The sequence below is a fragment of the Pseudomonas sp. 2995-3 genome (genome assembly GCF_002742565.1).
GTDB classification, from domain to species: domain Bacteria; phylum Pseudomonadota; class Gammaproteobacteria; order Pseudomonadales; family Pseudomonadaceae; genus Aquipseudomonas; species Aquipseudomonas edaphica.
Genome location: NZ_LJSB01000185.1, coordinates 1 through 18687 on the forward strand (window position 1 = coordinate 1; position 18687 = coordinate 18687).

9 protein-coding genes, 1 rRNA gene and 3 pseudogenes are annotated in these 18687 nt (G+C 59.1%); 9 read left to right on the forward strand and 4 right to left on the reverse strand.

Features of this window, described 5'->3' with window-relative positions; genetic code table 11:
- Window positions 1–4872: pseudogene (locus AOA62_RS16415) on the forward strand (LapA family giant adhesin); the annotation flags it as partial.
- A gap of 152 nt (window positions 4873–5024) precedes the next feature.
- Window positions 5025–5363: a hypothetical protein gene (locus AOA62_RS16420; RefSeq protein ID WP_017134430.1), complete on the forward strand. Its 339-nt coding sequence runs from the start codon at window positions 5025–5027 to the stop codon at window positions 5361–5363.
- An 81-nt stretch (window positions 5364–5444) separates the two neighbouring features.
- Here the strand turns inward: AOA62_RS16420 and lapD are convergent, their stop codons facing one another.
- Together lapD and lapG are read right to left on the reverse strand one after the other, a co-directional pair.
- The gene (gene lapD, locus AOA62_RS16425; protein WP_099549191.1) at window positions 5445–7391 is read right to left on the reverse strand and encodes a cyclic di-GMP receptor LapD; all 1947 of its coding nucleotides are present in this window, start codon (window positions 7389–7391) and stop codon (window positions 5445–5447) included.
- 14 nt (window positions 7392–7405) lie between these two features.
- Window positions 7406–8098, reverse strand: coding sequence for a cysteine protease LapG (lapG, locus tag AOA62_RS16430; protein ID WP_017134432.1), 693 nt, complete (start codon window positions 8096–8098; stop codon window positions 7406–7408).
- Window positions 8099–8347: 249 nt separating this feature from the next.
- On the opposite strand from lapG, the gene AOA62_RS16435 reads away from it, so the two are divergent.
- From AOA62_RS16435 to AOA62_RS16455, 5 genes are all read left to right on the forward strand, one after another.
- Window positions 8348–9058, forward strand: a complete 711-nt coding sequence (locus AOA62_RS16435) for a GntR family transcriptional regulator (protein ID WP_017134433.1) — start codon at window positions 8348–8350, stop codon at window positions 9056–9058.
- A 378-nt stretch (window positions 9059–9436) separates the two neighbouring features.
- Complete coding sequence (locus AOA62_RS16440; protein WP_017134434.1) at window positions 9437–10195, forward strand: DUF3050 domain-containing protein; 759 nt, start codon at window positions 9437–9439, stop codon at window positions 10193–10195.
- On the forward strand, window positions 10192–11148 hold the full coding sequence (locus tag AOA62_RS16445) for a diiron oxygenase (protein ID WP_099549192.1): 957 nt from the start codon (window positions 10192–10194) through the stop codon (window positions 11146–11148). The genes AOA62_RS16440 and AOA62_RS16445 overlap by 4 nt, the downstream gene beginning before the upstream one ends.
- Window positions 11136–14510, forward strand: coding sequence for an amino acid adenylation domain-containing protein (locus AOA62_RS16450; RefSeq protein ID WP_099549193.1), 3375 nt, complete (start codon window positions 11136–11138; stop codon window positions 14508–14510). Before AOA62_RS16445 ends, AOA62_RS16450 begins: the two co-directional genes overlap by 13 nt.
- Window positions 14511–14521: 11 nt before the next feature.
- The gene (locus tag AOA62_RS16455; protein WP_017134437.1) at window positions 14522–14980 is read left to right on the forward strand and encodes an SRPBCC family protein; all 459 of its coding nucleotides are present in this window, start codon (window positions 14522–14524) and stop codon (window positions 14978–14980) included.
- 38 nt (window positions 14981–15018) lie between these two features.
- Here the strand turns inward: AOA62_RS16455 and AOA62_RS16460 are convergent, their stop codons facing one another.
- A complete protein-coding gene (locus tag AOA62_RS16460) occupies window positions 15019–16899 on the reverse strand; it encodes a methyl-accepting chemotaxis protein (protein WP_017134438.1) in 1881 nt (626 codons plus the stop codon).
- 416 nt (window positions 16900–17315) lie between these two features.
- Here AOA62_RS16460 and AOA62_RS16470 point away from each other — a divergent pair.
- Together AOA62_RS16470 and AOA62_RS16475 are read left to right on the forward strand one after the other, a co-directional pair.
- Window positions 17316–17932: pseudogene (locus AOA62_RS16470) on the forward strand (FecR domain-containing protein); the annotation flags it as partial.
- Between the two features lie 136 nt (window positions 17933–18068).
- Window positions 18069–18251: pseudogene (locus tag AOA62_RS16475) on the forward strand (hypothetical protein); the annotation flags it as partial.
- 181 nt (window positions 18252–18432) lie between these two features.
- On the opposite strand, the gene rrf reads toward AOA62_RS16475, so the two are convergent.
- Window positions 18433–18548, reverse strand: a 5S ribosomal RNA gene (rrf, locus tag AOA62_RS16480).
- Window positions 18549–18687 lie beyond the last annotated feature (139 nt).

Consider the following 18687-nt stretch of genomic DNA (forward strand, 5'->3'; position numbering starts at 1 on the left):
ACCCTGAAACTGGATAACGGCTCGACCATCACCATCAAAGCGGGGGACACCGTCGGCACCGTAACCGTCCCTGCGCCAAGCGATGACGTGTTCATCGACAAGAGCACCCAGACGGTCAAGATCACCGACACTGCTGGCGGCAACTTCGAGAAACTGGAAGTTGCTGGTAACGGTGCGACCACCACGATCAACGACACCATCGACAAGGTTGATGTAGTCCTCACCGCCACCACCACCGTCGGCGAAGGCGGCAACATCATCTACACCGCCAGCCTTGTGGATAAAAACGGCGCGGCAGTGACTAACATCACCAGCCCGCTGACCGTGACCCTGGACAACGGCAAAACCATCACCATCGGTGTGAACCAGTCCAGCGGCACCGTCACCGTCGTAGCACCCAACGACGTGTACAAAGGCGACCAAACCGTTACCACCGCCATCACTAACGTGACCGGCGGCGCGCACTTCGAGAATCTGGTGCCAGGCACTACGCCTGTTAACACCACAGTGACGGATACCCCAGGCACCACCGATCTCACCAGCGTCACGCTGACCGCACCAAGTGCCGTCAACGAAGGCGGCACCATCACCTACACAGCCACCTTGAGCAACAAGGCTGGCACCGACATGGTAGTCACGCTGGATAACGGTTCGAGCATCACCATCAAGCAAGGTACGACCGTAGGCTCTGTGACCGTGGCAGCGCCTGGCGATGACGTGTTCATCGACAAGAGCACCCAAACCGTCAAGATCACCGGCACTACCGGCGGTAACTTCGAAGGCGTGACCATCACTCCGGGCGGCGCGACCACCACCATCAACGACACCATCGATGATGTGACCGTGGTGCTCAAAGCCACCGGCTCGGTCGCTGAAGGCGGTCAGATTACCTACACCGCATCGCTGGTCGACAAGAACGGCGCGGCAGTGACCAACGTCGGTTCCGACTTGGTGGTAAGGCTGGATAACGGCTCGACCATTACCATCGGCAACGGCAAGTCCAGCAGCACCACCACGGCTGTTGCGCCTAACGACGCGTATGTCGGCGCCAACGATGTGAACAACAAGATTACCGGCGTAGTCAGCGGCGGCGACAAGTACGAACACCTGATCGTCGACGGCAGCACCGTCACCACCAAAGTGACGGATGTGGTCAACAACACCACCATCAGCATCACCGGCGACGCCTCGGTGACTGAAGGCGGCACTGCGCATTACACGCTGACCCTGAGCAACCCGGCGCAAACCGATGTGACCGTGACGCTCAAGTACAGCGGCACCGCCACCGACGGTTCGGACTTCAACGGCGTGTACACCGTGAAGATCCCGGCGGGCGCCAGCAGCGTGCCGTTTAACATCGCCACGATCGACGACAGGATCACCGAGCCAACCGAACAGATTGTCATCACTATCGACAAGACCACCGGCGGCAACTTCGAGAACCTGGTGGTCGGCAACGGCAGCGTCAGCACCAATATCATCGATAACGATGCGCCGCCGGTCATCGACCTGGACGCCAACAACTCCAGCGGCGCGACCGGTGCCGACTACAGAACCACCTTCACCGAAGGCACCGCCGGGCCGGGTGTGTCGATTGCCGACACCGATATCAAGATCACCGATCCGGACAGCACGATGCTGACCGGTGCGACGGTCACCCTGACCAACGCACAGGCCGGTGATGCACTGAACCTGGGCAACAGCGTCAATGGCATCATCGTCAGCACCAACAACCAGACGGGCACCATCACCCTGACGTTGTCGGGCAGCGCGACGCTGGCTGATTACATGCAGCGTATCCAGAACATCACGTTCACCAACAACAGTCACGACCCAAGCACCACGCCGCGGACCATCACCGTGACCGTGACCGATGGCGGCAACTATTCCAACGTTGCCACCACCACCGTTAACGTGGTGGCAGTCAACGATCCGCCAGTCGCCACCGGCAGCGCCGTGACCGGCACCGAAGACACGCCGCTGGCGCTGACCTGGGCCAACTTCGGCGTGACCGATGTGGATTCGCCACAAGCCAGCCTGGGCGTGAAAATCACCGACCTGCCGGTGGCCGGCAAGCTGCAATACCTGGCAGCGGATGGCACCACCTGGACCAACGTGACTGCCAACCAGACCTTCACCAAGGCCCAGATCGACGGCGGCCAGTTGCGCTTTATGCCTAACGCCAACGAGTCCGGCGCCGACGGTTATGGCGGCACCGGTGTTGGCAACAAGCAGGCTGATTATGCGCAGTTCAAGTTCCAGCCTACCGACGGCAAGGACCTGGGCAACAGCGCCACGGTGAAAGTCGATATCACACCCGTGGCCGATGCACCTACGCTGAACGTGGCCGATAACAATGTCGCCTCGACCGGTCTGATCAAACAGGGCTGGAACAGCATTGCCGGCCTCGGCACCAACGGGAACGGCGCGGCACCAGACGTACTGAAAAACGCCATCGACAACGCAGGTACGCCGAACAACACCAGTGTCGTCACCAATGTCGAGTCAGTCGACAATGTCAACGCCGGCTCTGGCTCCAAGATCTCCGGCCTGATGTACATGGAAGCTGGCAAGAGCTACACCTTCAGCGGCGTCGCCGATGACAGTGTGGTGGTCAACGTTGGCGGTAAAGACATTGCCAGCGGGCTATGGGCGACCAACAGCGGCAAATTCAGCGGCTCGTTTACGCCAACGGTCAGCGGTTACTACAGCCTCGAGATCTACCAAGCCAACCAATCGGGGCCTGGCAGCTTTGACGTCAATCTGTCGATCAACGGCGGGGCGACGCAGAACTTGAGCACCGGCACCGTGCCGCTGTACACCGGCATCACTGACCTGACCAACGCCGGCGTGACCGTGTCCGACCTGCATGGCAGCAACGGTGACGGTTATTACGTGGGCTACAAGCTTAACGAAGCCCAGGAAAACGGCACTGTGAAGCTGTCCAAGGTAACCACCGCGCTGACTGATACCGACGGTTCGGAAACCCTGAGCGTGAAGATCAGCGGCGTACCGGCAGGCTCGGTCCTCACCGACGCGTCCGGGCACACCTTCACTGCGACCAAAGGCGTGGGCGAAGTGAACGTCACGGGCTGGGACCTGAACACCCTGTCCATCAAGCCACCGACCTATTACAGCGGCCAGTTCAACCTGACCGTGACGTCGACCTCCACCGAAAGCCTCGGCGGTTCGGCGTCTACCACGGCGCAATTGCCAGTCACCGTGTACCCGGCAACCTACAACTCGGTGACGGGTACTTCGGGCAGCGACAACATTGTCGGCACTGACGGCAATGACATCGTCGTGGCCGATATCGGCGGCCTGAACGTGGTGCAAGGCAAGAACTACAACATCGCGTTCATGGTCGACAGTTCCGGCAGTATGAGCGTCGACTCGATCAACGCGGCGAAGGCTTCGCTGACCTCAGTGTTCAAGTCGCTCAAAGACAGCCTGGGCGCCAACACCTCCGGCACCGTGAACATCTTTGTGGCGGACTTCGATACCCAGGTGAACAAGTCGGTTGCGATCAACCTCAACGATCCAAACGCGCTGACCTTGCTCAGTACGGTGCTGGACTCGATGAAGTCCGGTGGCGGCACCAACTACGAAGACGTGTTCAAGACCACGGCCAACTTCTTCCAGAGCGGCCTGGCCACCAGCAACACCGGTGCCACGAACCTGACTTACTTCATCACCGACGGCCAGCCGACGTACTACCAGAGCGGCGAGCAGACCAACCCGACGCTGTACGGCACCGTCAAGTTCGACAACGTGGTCACGACTGCCAACTACACGCCTGGCACAACGTTCTCCACCTACATCGACAATACGCACTATTTGTCCATCGACAATTCGGGTGCCGCTCAGCTGCAGATCTACAATGGCTGGCGATGGGTCGTCACCGACCTGGGCACCGTACATGCCCAAGGTGACGGTACCTTTGAGTTGTCTAACCTGGACGGCACGGGCAACAGCACTAACTCGGCGACGCTGAGCAATGCCAAAAGCGCCTTTGCCCTGCTGGGTGGGTTGTCGCAAGTGGAAGCGATCGGTATCAACGGCGACGTCAGCCTCAACGACCTCAAGCCTTACGACACCGATGGCAAGCCGCAAAGCAACATCGATCCGAAGGACCTGGCCAACGCGATCCTCGGCCACACCGAAGCCACGCTGCCAGGCGCCGACACCATCAGCGGTGGCGACGGCAACGACATCCTCTTCGGCGACCTGGTGAGCTTCAGCGGGATTACCGGTGAGGGCTACAACGCACTGCAGGCCTTTGTGGCACAGAAAACCGGTGTGGCCGTCTCCGCGGTAACCACCTCGAACGTGCACCAGTACGTCACCGAGCACTACGCGGACTTCGACGTCTCCGGCGCCAAGGACGGCAACGACACGCTGTTGGGCGGCGCAGGTGATGACATCCTGTTCGGCCAGGGCGGCAACGACCTGCTGGACGGCGGCAAAGGCAATGACATCCTGTTGGGTGGCACCGGTAACGACACCCTGATCGGTGGGCCGGGCAACGACATCCTGATCGGCGGCTCGGGTGCCGACACCTTCGTCTGGAAGGCGGGCGACTTCGGCAACGACGTGATCAAGGACTTCAAGGCCTCGGAAGGTGACCGGATCGATCTCAAGGATCTGTTGAAAGGTGAGACGGACAGCACCATCGACAACTACCTCAAGATCACCACGGTAGAAGGTGTGTCGACCCTGCAAATCAGCAGTGAAGGCAAGCTCAACGCCGCCGGCGGCCTGGCCAATGCCGATGTGACCATCAAGCTGGAAGGCAACGATTGGTCGCACACCAGCATCAACTCGCTGATCACAGGCGCCGACCCGACCATCAAGATCGACCACACCTCCTAAGCTGTGATTTATCGGCCGCCCGCAAGGGCGGTCGATTTGCTTGGGCGATACGTCGCTGGCCCTGGCGGCCGGTTGCATCGCATACTCGCGACCATAAACACAGCATTGACCTATGCTGGTGAACGCGTGTGGCTCATTTTCGAGGGATTCTTATGTTTTACGTGCAACGTGATGCACAGGGAGTGCTGAGTCGCGTGGAGGCCGCCGCCTTTGCCGATTCGACCGAAACCCTGCCGGCCGATCACCATGAGATCCAGGCCTGGTACGCCAACGAAGTGGTGGAAACCAGCCTGGCCCAGCTCAAACAAAGTGACATGGAGATGATCCGGGTACTGGACGACTTGATTCAGGTACTGACCCGCAAGGGCGTGATCAGCGTCACCGACCTGCCCCCGGCGGCCCAGGCCAAGCTGATGGACCGTAACCATGCACGGGAAGCGCTGGGTGGGTTGAGCCATCTGATCAATGATGAAGAGACTGGGTTGATCTGATTTCTTAAAGTCGAACCGGATCGAAATGTGGGAGCTGGCTTGCCTGCTCCCACACAAGCCCGCACACACATTGGATTTGCATCACTTCCAGGGCGCAGGCTCACCAATCAACTGCCCCTGCACACCGAAAATCCCCATCTCGCGAATCACCTTCAATTCACCTTCGGTCTCCACGCGCTCGGCAATCAACGGCAAGTCGATGCTGTGGGCCGCGCGCTGGATCGCTTCGATAAACAGGCGTTTGTCGCTTTCCTGGTCGATGGCGCGGATGTAGCTGCCGTCGATCTTCAGGTACGCCAGGCCCAGGCGTGCCAGGTTGCCGATCATGCTGAAGCGCCCACCAAAACGCTGCAGACTGAGGGAGAAGCCCAACTCGCGCAGGCGCTGGGTCAACTGCTCCAGCAGAGCCTGCTCGGGTAATTGTTCTTCGCCGATCTCAAGGGTCAAGCGCGGGCCGAGGTTGCTGTGCTGGCGCAGCAACTCGACAATCCGGTTCAACGCCTGGGCGTCCTGCAAGGTGGCCGCCGAGAGGTTCAGCGCCAGGTTGTGCGTATGGCTGGCCATCTGCTTGAGCACGTGTTCGAGCATCAGTCGGTCCAGGCGTGCAGTCCAGCCGAAACGCTCAAGCCACGGCAGGAAACGCCCGGCCGGGATGGTGTGGCCGTCGTCATCCTGCAAACGCGACAGCACTTTGTAGTGCAGCACCAATTGCGGGTCCTGGCTGGCGACAACCGGCTGGAAGTACAGCTCAAAACGCTGGTGGGTAAGGGCCTGGTCCAACAGCGTGTGCCAGGCATGGTGATCGTCACCGACACTGGCGGCGGCGCTGTGGTCCAGGCACACCCAACTGCTGTCGCCCTGCCCTTCGGCCTGGGCCAGAGCCTGGTCAGCCAGGGTCAGCAATGCCTGGGGCGAATCACCGTGGTTGAATGGCGCAAGGCCTATGTAGGCCACCGGCGTGACATCACTGGCACTGGTGGCCTGCAGGCTGAGCAGGGTGCTTTCAAGGTTTTGTGCCAATTGCAGCGCTTCTTCACGCACCAGCCCGGGCGCCAGCACCGCGAACTCACCACCACGAATACGGGTGACGAGGTTGTGGGTTTCCGGGTAAGGCTCACACTGGCGCAACAATTGTTCGCCAACCGCTTGCAGCAACTGGTCGGTGCGCTGGCCACCCAGGCGTTGGTTAAGGCCGGCCAGGTCCTTGACTCGTAGCAGCAGCAGGTAACCAGAATTGGTGTCTTCCGGGTTACTGACGCGGGCGTTGAGCTGCATCTCGAAATAACGCCGGTTGGCGAGGCCGGTCAGGTTGTCTTGATAGGATTCGATGCGCAATTTTTCACTGCGCTCGGCCTGCTCCTGGAACAGCGCCTTGAGCTTCTCCACCATCTGGTTCATGGCCTGCACTACGCGCCGCAGTTCCGGCGTGCGGGGCAGATCCGGCAGGCTGAGAAACTCACGGCGGGCGATGGCGTGGGACTGCTTGACCATGTAGTCCAACGGCTTCAACTGCCGACGCAGCAGCAATGCACCGAGCACCGCACTCACCGCGCCGCACAGCAGCAACCAGCCCAGGCTGCCCAGGGCGCTTTGCCAGAGCTTGGCCAGGGCGAACATCGGGTGGCTGACCACCTCCACGCGCGCCGCCTGCTCCCAGCCGCGGTTGACCAGTGCATCGCCGCCGGCCGGTTCAAGGCCGATCAGCTTGACGAACCAGTTGGGCACGCCGTTGTTGTCCGGGATGCCGCTGCGTTCGACGATGGTTTTGTCGGTGGCTAAATCCACCACGCGGATGCTGGCGTAATAGCCACTGTCGAAAATCGAGCTGACCAGCAACTCCACCATCGCCGGGTCGTCGATATTGGGCGTCAGCGACAATGCCAGCGCAGTAGCCGCGTCCTGTGCATGGGAGCGCAATTGGTTGACGTATTGGGTGCGCGAGCTTTCCAGGCTGACCATGAAGCTGCCGCTGAAGGCGACCACCAGGAACAGACAGATTGCGATCAATAGTTGTTTGAACAGTGACATCCGATCAGTTACTCCTAGTTGGCAGGCTCGGCCGGGAAGCCTTCCGCACGCATTTTTTTCAACACATCCTGCCAACGCGACAAGCGTTTGGTATCACCGACTTTCTTGTTGCCCTTGGCGCCGGGCAGGTACAAGCCCTCGGCGTTGAATGAGTACACCGGCACCAGGTCGGTACGGCGGGTGGCCGGCAGGATCTCATCCATCAGGCTGTCGAGCACCAGCGGGATGGCATCGGGCGTCGGGTAATACGTCAGCACCATGTGCGCGCGATTCTGACGCAAAGCCTTAACGTAAGTAATGCGCAATTTGTCGCTGGAGACGCCCAGGTGGCGCAGGCTGAAATACTTGGCGATTGCGTAGTCCTCGCAATCTCCTGCACCCTTCCACAGCGCTTCGATGGGGGTCTCCCAATAGTCGACCACGTGCCAGAGGTCGATGTCTTCTACGTAGCTCATTTGCTTGTTGAAGAACAGGTTGACGACCTTGAGCTGCTCCTGTTCATCGACCTTCTTTTCAGTCGCCAACAGGCGCTGCCAGGCGTCGATGCGCTGTTGGCCCTCGCCGAGCGGCCCGTACAGAGCCGTGGCTTTGCGGCTGATCTGCGAGAAATCCCAATCGGCATGCAGCCCGCCGGGCATCAGGCCAGCGAGCAAAGTCGCTGAAAGTAGCCAGCCGACTATTCGAGAGGGAATAAAACTTACCGCCAAGGCGTTCAGTCCGTGAAGGGAGACGGAATTTCAGGGATGGTGAAGCTTCGATCAACAAAAAACAATGGCACAGTGCAATCATTCATGAGGGGTTCGAGTTTATAAACACCGCTTGTGGGACTCACAAAGTTCCGCCTGTAAGCCCTTACAAACTGAAACTTTGGCTGTTTGACAAGCGCGCGACCCATCTCTAGTGTGCTTTGGATCCAATTAAACACACTCCATTCAAGAAGGGAGGATAGCGTAACCGTGACGCAGAAGCCGAACCCATTAAGCAGCATCAAAATCAGCGGGCCTATTCCCGCCCATCTTGCACGCGCCGTTATTGAAGAAACGTTGCGCAATGCCATTCTCGACGGCAGGTTGCCCTGTGGTACCGCGATGCGCCAGCAAGAATTGGCCAGCCTGTTCGGCGTCAGCCGCATGCCCGTGCGCGAAGCCTTGCGCCAGCTGGAAGCCCAGTCCTTGCTCCATGTGGTAACCCACAAAGGTGCTGTGGTTGCGCCGTTGATCCAAGACAATTCGGCCGAGACCTATGCCCTGCGCATGTTGCTGGAATCCGAAGCGCTGCGCCTGTCAATTCCGTTGCTCACCGACGCAGACATTGCCGAGGCTGAAGCCTGCATCAATGCGTTGGAACAAGAGCGTGACTATGCCGAGATTGGCCGGCTCAATCGTCTGTTCCACATGGCGTTGTATGGCAAGGCGCCCAACCAGCGGTTGCTCAATCTGGTTGCGCACGGCTTGAATGAGGAGGAACGCTTTCTGCGCTTCAACCTCGAAGCGATGGGCCTGGGCGAGACATCCCAGGAAGATCACCGTGAATTGCTGAACCTGGTGGTGCACAAGAAAGTCGACGAAAGCATCCTGACGCTACGCAATCACCTGATGCGCGGCATGGAAGTGATCAATACCTACCTCGATAGCCTTGAGGGCACCGCAAAAAAAACTTCACAGTAAGGGTTTACACCGCCCTTTCTTGCCACGTTAACGCTATGGGGTATCTATCCTCTCAGGAAGTGCCCCACGTTTATGCGCCACGTTGAGATTAACATTCAAATAAGCCCACGCTTGTTAAAGAAACTTCTCACACACTTGCACACTACTTGATCACGACTAGTTCCTTCCCGCAAAAACATTTAATACTTTCATCAGTTTATCCAAACGTTTAATCGGATTATTATCTTTCACCCATAAAAGAACACTTCATTCGGCAGTGCCAACCTATGTCAGGTTAGCGCTGTACGCGTGGCTTGCCTAAACGCAGGCCATCCGCTTTTCATTACAAAACCCCATTACTGTTTCCAGAGCAGTCGCAACAACTTATAGGCGTCAACCATGCATCAACATTTGCTTGAACAAAAAAAACTACAGCTATGCAGCCATCCGTTATTTGCAGAAATAACTTCACTTAACAAGTTACAAATTTTTATGGAGCAGCATGTATTTGCTGTTTGGGACTTCATGAGCTTGGCTAAACGCCTGCAGCAGGATCTGACATGCATGCAATTGCCGTGGCTGCCACCCGTTGACCCGCAGAGCGCACGCCTGATCAATGAAATAGTGCTTGGCGAAGAGTCAGACGAACATCCAACGCGTGGCCACTGCAGCCACTTCGAGCTATATCTGGAGGCGATGACCGAGACCGGCGCAGATACCTCAGCCATCCAACGCTTCATTGAACTGCAGCGCCAAGGCGTCCAGGCAGATGCTGCGATGCAAAGGGTCAATGTACGCCCTGGCGTAACGCGCTTCGTCAGCAGCACCTTGCAGATCGCGCTGAACGCGCCCGCACACTGTGTGGCAGCGACGTTCCTGCACGGCCGCGAGAGCGTCATCCCATCGATGTTCGAACGTATTCTGCAGGGCGACGCCTTCATGGCGCGTCAGGCACCGTTGTTCTGTCACTACCTCAGCCGTCACATCGAACTGGACACCGAGGATCATGGCCCAGGCGCAGAGCAGTTACTCCAGCGCTTGATCGGTGCCGACCCCAAGCGCCAACGCGAAGCGGATGAAACCGCCATCAGCGCCATAGAAAACCGCCTCGGTTTCTGGGACGACGTACATGCCTCCCTACACGAGGTGCGACCATGAACACCGCAGACTACCGCTCGTTTGCCGAAGATTGGGAACGTCGCGCCACCATCCGCACGCGCCCCCGACGCCTGCTGGAAAACGACGATCGCTTGATCTTTCCGCTCTGCCGCCAACCCTTGGTGCTAAACGCAACTTTTGTCGAGCATTGCCCGCAGTGGCGCGACTTCGTGTTGACGCAAAGTTTCTACAAATTCATTAATGACGTGGTGATCTTCGAAACCGAGATCGTCGACAAGACCGCCCGCAGCATTGCCAAGAATCGCTTCGCACCGCCCTTCCCCCTTGCCTGTCGCATTGATGCGATGACGGTCGTGGTCGATGAGGATTACCACGCGCTGGTCGCGTTGGACTTCCTGCAACAGACCATTGAACTGACCGGCATACAACCGCTCGAGCTGCCCACGCAAATCGAACTGAGCCGGGCCTTGCCGGCCGCCCAGGCGCTTGCCCCGCAACACCTGCACGACGCTGTAGCGTTGATTGGCGTGGCCATCGCCGAGAACACCGTCACCCACGATGTAGCGGCGTTTGCCAAGGACGATAGCGTCAAACCTTCGATTCGCGGCTTGATGGCCGACCACTTGTTTGACGAGGGGCGTCACGCCCAGTTCTGGACGCAGCTGGTGCGTCTCTACTGGCAGGCGGCTAGCCCGGCAGACCGCGACAGCATCGCCGCAGTCCTGCCGACCTTCTTGACCCACTACCTGACCAACACGCTGCACAAAGGCTTCGACCTTCAGCTTGTCGAGCACCTGGACGTAGGCACCGACATCCGCCAGGCACTACGCGACGAAGTCACGGCCCTGCACTTTCCCATCACCCGCCAGCACCCGCTGCTCGGCAATATCATGGGGTTCCTGCATAACAGCGGCGTGCTGCACACGCCAAGCGTCGCCCGCGCGTTGAGCGACTACCTGCCCGAGTCGGGGAGGCAGACATGCGACGTCTGAGTATCGGATGGGCCGGCACCAGCCACGCCCTGATTGCGCTGAAGCAAGTGCTCGAAGAATACGGACACGCCAGCGTGACACAAGCCTTCGACCTGTTTATCGAGGACGGCACTCAAGCGCCGCTCGCATACTGTGCCGCAACCCGATGGTTAAGCCTGCGGTTGGGTATCGGCCCGGTGTACGAAGGCGGCCTGCCCTCACTGCAGTTACGCTGCTATGACCGTGACCAACGCGTGCTGGCGGTACATAACGTTGCCGAGGAGCCCAGCGGCAACGGCCAGCGATTGCGCCGGCAGGCGACAAGCTCACTCGTGGAGTGGGCCACCTCGCTGGTCAGCGGCTTCTCGAGGGATGCGGGCTTTTTTGCCGCCAGCAGCACCATTAACCTCTGGCCTGAGCAAAGCTTGCACGGACTGGACGCCCTTGCGTTTATGCACCGGTTCAATCGCACCGACCAGCCAGCATTGTTGCTGGCTGCCCAGGTGCCGATGATCGAGCGATTGCAGGCCGGTCTGCACGCCTTCGCCGAGCGCCCGGCGCTGAACATCGCGGGTAGCGTGCTGACCTACCGCCAATTGCAGCTTCGCGCCTTGTCGATCCAGCAACGCCTGCACCCTCTACTGGAAGGCGTTGAGACGCCGGTGGTTGGCGTGTGCCTGGAAAAGTCCGTCGAGTTGTATGCCAGTATTCTCGCAGTACTCGGTTGCGGCGCGGTGTATCTGCCACTGGCTCCGGATCATCCGCCGCAACGCCAGCAGGCCATGCTGGAACACAGCGGCGCCAAGGTATTGCTGGATGACGGCCGACACCCTTTGCGCGAGCAGTTCACGACACTGAGTGTCGGCAATATTGACTCCAACCACGCCGACATCACGCAGCCATTGATACAACGCCGCCCCGACATCGACGCTCCGTGCATGGTGCTGTTCACCTCGGGCACCACCGGCCAGCCCAAAGGCGTACTACTGAGCCAGGGCAATCTTGCGCATTTCACCAGCTGGACCGGCGCCAGCCTGACGTTGGATGAACACAGCCGTGTCCTGCAGTTTTCGCCACTGAGTTTCGACTCATCACTGATCGATATCTTCCCGGCCCTGATCGCCGGTGCCGAGTTGATCGTCCCAACCGAAGAGCAGCGGCGCGACCCTCAGCAACTGGTCGAGTTGATTCGCCAACAGCGCATCAGCCATGGTTTTTTGCCGCCGGCGCTACTGAGCATCCTGCCGTTGGATCAGCCCCTGGGCCTGACCCATCTGGTGACCGGCGGCGATGCCTGCGAACCCTATGTGATCGAACGGCTGGCGGGCCAGTGCCAGTTGCACAACCTCTACGGCCCTACCGAGACCACGGTGCTGGTCAGCCACCGGACGTTGCGCCCCGGTGACAGCAATCGCAACGTGGGGCGCCCCATTGCCAACAGCCAGGTGCTGATCCTCGATGACGCGCTGCAACCGGTGGATGAGCAGGTCATGGGCGACCTTTACATCACAGGCCCTGGCGTAGGGCTGGGGTATGTGACCACGCCGCCGCCCGGGGGCAACCCGTTCGTTGAGCTTACGTTGCCGGGCGGCCAAGCGCTGAGGGCCTACCGCAGCGGTGACCGGGCCAAATGGACGGCGGACGGTATAGAGCTGGGCGGACGACGGGACGATCAGGTGAAGATCCGGGGCTTTCGCGTCGAACCCCAGGAGATCGAACAGTGCCTGCGCAGCAGTCGGCTATTTCGCCAAGTGGCGGTGGTGATCGACCGTGACCGACGGATTTTAGCTTTTGCCGCCCAGCCCGAGGCCGACGCAACGGTGACGGATCTGAAGCAGCATGCAGAGCAGTGGTTGCCGGCTTACATGCAACCCGAGCGCTGGACAGAGCTGCCGGGCATGCCCTGCACCGGCAATGGCAAAATTGACCGCCAGGCGTTGCTGACGGTGCTCGGGCACGCGACGCCGCGCACCGCCCGCGCCTCGGCGCAAACGCCGCTGCAAACGCAACTGGTGACCCTGTGGAGCGAGTTGTTGGGCGTACCTGGCGTTGATCTTTGCATTGATGAGAGTTTTTTCAATCTGGGCGGCCATTCCATCTTGCTGTCGACCTTGCTGCTGCGATTGCGCGAACAGTTTGGCCGCAGCCTTTCTTTGAACCGTTTTTTTGAAGCACCGACGATTCGTTCGCTTGCCTTGCTGATGGAAGACGCCGCACCGTCTTACACACCGTCATGCCAGATGGAAAAGGACGCATGCCAGGCGCTGAATGTAGAAATCCTGCCAGAGCGGTCCGCTGGGGATCCGCGCAAGGTGATCGTCACGGGTGCAAACAGCTTCGTGGGTGTGCATCTGGTCGAAGCGTTGTTGGCGGGTGGAGCACAGGAGGTGGCATGCCTGGTGCGTGAACGCCCGGGGCACTCGGCGCCAGCGCGGTTTGCACAGGCACTGCGCGAGTACCACCTGGAGCATCTGGACCTGAGCCGTGTGCAGGTTTATGCCGCTGACATGAGCCAGCCTCGTCTGGGCCTGGCCTGCGATGTCTATGACCACCTCGCCCGAAACCATGGTGTGTTGGTGCACAACGCAGCCAGGGTCAACCATGTGCTGGACTATGCCTCACTTGCCCGGGATAACGTCGAACCCGTGCTTGAGTGCCTGCGCCTGTGTGAAACCCACAGCAAGAAAGTCTTCAACTTCATCTCGACGCTGTCAGCCTGCAGCAGCATCGACGCTCAGGGTCACATCCTCGAAGCACCGGCCGTGGCCACGTTGCCGCTCTACCTCAAGAATGGCTACAACCTTTCCAAGTGGGTTGCCGAGCGGCTGCTGGGGCGTGCGGTCGAACAAGGTGCCTGGGTGAATATTCATCGACCGGGGAATATTGCGTTCAACAGCCACAACGGTGTTTGCCAGCCGCAAAACAACCGCCTGATGCTGATGCTCAAGGGGTCGCTGCAGTTGGGCCTCGCGCCCAGCCTGGAAGTGAATTTTGACTTGATGCCGGTGGACTTTCTCGCACGTTTCGTCGCGTTTCACTGCGGTCAATTCGCGGCACGGCGAAACGTCTTCAACCTGCATAACCCGCAGCCTTTGAGCTGGGACCATTACCTGGATGCATTCAGCCAGGCCGGCCATCTTTTCGAACGGGTGAGCGTCGCGCAGTGGCAAAAGATGCTGCCAACGGTGGGGCCTGATAACGCGCTGTTTGGCGTACTGGGTTTTTACCTGGATGACCTCGCGGAAGATATCAGCGACGTCTCGATGATTTGTCACGACAACGCACGCCAGGGTGTGGCAGCGATGGGCGAACAGTACCCGCGAAAGGACCCTGCGCTGTTGCGCAAAGGCTGCGACCACCTCAAGGCCATTGGCTTTCTTTGACAGGACTCCTTATGGAACCGCTGCAACCCGATACATTGATCCGTAACCCGAATGGCGCGCCGCTGATAGCGTGTGTTGACGTCGCGTGCGATGCCGCAAGCCTGTGGAGTGTGGTGGGAAATTTTGCAGGCTTTGATGCCTTCATTCCTGCCCTGTCGCACATCGAAATGACGGGAACCGGCGTAGGCGCATTACGCACCAAATTTTTCCATGATGGGCATCGCGTCGTTGAGCAACTCAACAGCCGTGACGACGAAGCGATGTGCATGACGTGGACCACCCTCTACAACACCTTGGGGGTCGCGCGGCTATGGGCCGCCATGCGTGTGGAAGCACTTGGCGCCAAACACGCCAGGGCGACCTGGACGCTGATTGGCGAACCGGTTGATACACCGCAGGCGGCGTTCGAGCAGTTTGCGCAGGCTTTTGCCGACAGCGCCTTGGAGAATGTGCGCCGGATGTTCGACTGATCAGCAGGAGCGAGAGGCCTCGCTCCTGCCAAGCCGGGTCAGATCTTGAAGCTGTCGACCAGTTGCTTCAATCGACTGGCCTGCTGCGACAACGCATCGCAGTCCTTGAGCGTTTCGTTGAGGTTGACGACACCTTGCTGGTTCAACAGATTGATCTGGTTGATATCAACGTTGAGGGTTTCAACCACTGCGGTCTGCTCTTCGGTAGCCGCCGCAACCGATTGGTTCATGCCATCGATCTCGACGATTCGCTGCGTCACGCTGACCAGGCGCTCACCCGCCTGGTTGGCCACTTCAACGCTTTCTTCGCTGGAGACCTGGCTGGCGTTCATGGTGGTCACGGCTTCACGCGAGCCCACTTGCAGCGAAGTGATCATCTTGTGGATCTCTTCGGCCGATTCCTGGGTACGGTGCGCCAGGTTGCGCACTTCATCGGCAACCACGGCAAATCCGCGCCCGGCTTCACCGGCACGCGCAGCCTCGATCGCCGCGTTGAGCGCCAGCAAGTTGGTTTGCTGAGAGATGCCTTTGATCACATCCAGGATGTGCCCAATGTTATCGGTGCTGGCGTTGAGGGTTTCGATCTGCGTACAGGACAAGCTGATCTTTTGCGACAGTTCCGACATGGCCAGGATGGTTTGCTCCACCACCTTGCGCCCGTCATCTGCTTGCTCGCTAGCACCGCTGGCATGTTGCGATGCATCGGCTGCGTTGCGGGCGATTTCCTGGGTGGCGGCGCCCAGTTCGTTGATGGCGGCTGCCACGCTGTTGGTGCGCGCGCTTTGCTCGTCCGAGCCGATGATCGAAGCGTTGGAGGACGCCATGACGCGCTGCGACAGGTCGTGCACCTGACGCGTAGCCGAAGACACTTCGGAAATCGAGGCATGGATGCGCTCGACGAACTGGTTGAACGCACTGCCCACTTCGCCGAACTCATCTTTGCTGGTCACGTCCAGGCGGCGGGTCAAATCGCCTTCGCCCTGGGCGATGTCCTGCATGGCCACGCCCATAGTGGTCAGCGGGCGCAACAGCACTTGAATCAGCAGGCTGAGCAGCACGGCGATCGCCACCACGGCGATCAACATGGCGATCAGTGCCGATGTACGGAATTTACTCAGTGGTGCGTAGGCTTTGTCTTTGTCGATCGACAGGCCGATGTACCAATCCGCGCCCGGCAAACCGCTGATCGGGGTAAATGACAGAATACGGTCCTGGCCGTTGAGCACAACGTCCTGGCTGACCTTCTCGATACGCAGGCTGGTGCCCGGGTAGATGTCCTTGAGGTTCTTCATCACCTGGTCCTGGTCAGGACTGACGATGACCTGGCCATCGGCGCTGACCAGGAACGCATGGCCAATACCCCCGAAGTCCACCGAATTGATGATCTTCACCAGGGTTTGCAGACTCAGGTCACCGCCGACTACGCCGAGCAGCTCGCCGTTCTTTTTGACCGGCAGGGCGATGGTCACGATTTGCCCGCCAACCGCCGCCATATAAGGCGGAGTGAGCATGGTTTTATCGGCCGCGACCGCCTGCTTGTACCAAGGGCGCTGACGAGGGTCGTAATCGTCGGGCATTTTGGCGTCAGGGCGCTGCGTAAATACGCCGTTGGTTTGGCCGACATAGGTGAACTGGAAGTTCGAGGTGAGCGCGGGCTGGTCGACCAGCCCTGGCAGGTCAGCACCGCTGCCCTGGTGAGCAACGTTTTGCGCCAGGCTTTCGAGGACCAGGATGCGGCCACTGAGCCAGTTCTGCACGCTGCTGGCCGTGAGTTCGCCCGATTGTTGAATGGACGACTCAAGGTTTTGTTTGATGGTGCTGCGCTGCAGGTAATCGTTGTAGAGGGTAAATAGCGCGAAGGCCAGAACCACGACGCCTGACGCGGCCAGTAGAATTTTATGACTGAACTTGAGATTCATTTCATCGACTTCTTTTGCCAAAGGGGGGTGAGCGTGCCGAGTGGAACATTCCATGTAACGGGATAGGCGGACTCTTCGGCCGCTCTATTTCGGTGCACGCATGGCTCGTCAGGCTTTCGGCCACTTCAGGAGAAATCTTAGAGATTTGTGAGAAGCATCCTGATTTTGAGTAGGAAACCGACCAGCGGTAGACGCTCAGGGTTCGGCGCTGCAAATTTTTTCTGCCCTCGCGACAATGCGACTAATTGTCATTTGTGACACTTGGCCAGGCCTGTGTGAGTGCCCTCTACTGACTACATTGCGCGCGAAAGGGTTGTACACACGCTTTGCAGCACCCACCACAACTGGCTCAACACTTGTCTGCGCAGTCGCTTGGGCAAGGGCGGCGATTCCTGGGGCGCATGCGGCACTGGAGCTTAGGCCGACGACGGGCACTGAAGGTGTTGTCGAGTGTGGTGTTGGTGGGGTCCGCGGCGTGGATAAGCCGGGGCATGACCGGCTGGCAGCGCTGGACCTTCGATTTCGCAACCGCCACCGGCGAGCGGCGCAGCGTGCAATTACCGGACGGCACACGCCTGCAACTCAACTCCGACAGTACGGTGTACCTCACCTTCAATCCGCAACAGCGCCTGATCACATTGGTGCGCGGGAAAATCCTGGTGACCTGCGGTTCGCCATCGTCAGCACCTTTGCTAGTACACACTCGCCACGGCTTGCTCGAAGGCATCGATGGGCGTTTTACCGTGCGCCAAGACAGCAAGGCGTGGTCAGCGGCAATGTGGCCATCCATTCACCGCAGACGGCCGATGGGCTGATTGTGACGCGAGACATGCGCCAGGCTGACTTGGTGTCGGATGTGGAGCGCTACCGTCAGGGTTACCTGGGCTGTGCGGCGGATATCGGCGACTTGCGGCTATCAGGGGTTTTCCGCTTGGACGACACCGACAAGTTGCTGGCGATCGTTGCGCAAACACTGCCAGTTCAAGTGCGCTATCGCACACGTTGGTGGGTGAGCCTGGAACGCCTGGCCTGACTTTTTCAGTTTTTGTTGGCGGCTTTTTTCCGTGAGTACGGCTTAGACAGTAAGCCTCTTTATCTGCCTTGACCGGCCTCTACGGACCTTGATCATGACTGTGCGCTTTCTCAACGACTCACCAGACTCCTCCTACCATACGTTGTTTGACGCTTCAGGAGGATACGACTTGGGCAAAGTGGGCTTGAAGGGTGTGGATGTAAGGCTCAATGCCAACAACCTGACCAATGAGAGTTATGTGGCGTCCTGTGCCAGCCTGAACTTTTGCTATCTGGGTGAAGAGCGTAATGTCAGTGCGACGGTCAGCTATCAGTTCTGATCCGTTAAAGCTTCTAACAAGCCGGCGCCTGATTCCTGGTGCCGGCTTTTTTGTGGGTGTCGTCAGGTTGCCTTTGTCCGGCCCAGACGTATATGTGGGCGATCTGCAGCCGGGGCATTATCATCCCGCCTAAACGACAAAACCCCTGTCTGCGTTAGCAGACAGGGGTTTTGGAATTTAATCTTGACGATGACCTACTCTCACATGGGGAAACCCCACACTACCATCGGCGATGCATCGTTTCACTGCTGAGTTCGGGATGGGATCAGGTGGTTCCAATGCTCTATGGTCGTCAAGAAATTCTGTGTACCAGCCCGTTGCGCTTGCAACGTGCCGGTGAAATTCATGGACTTCTACATAAACAAAACCCCTGATTGCGTTAGCAATCAGGGGTTTCGGAATTTAATCTTGACGATGACCTACTCTCACATGGGGA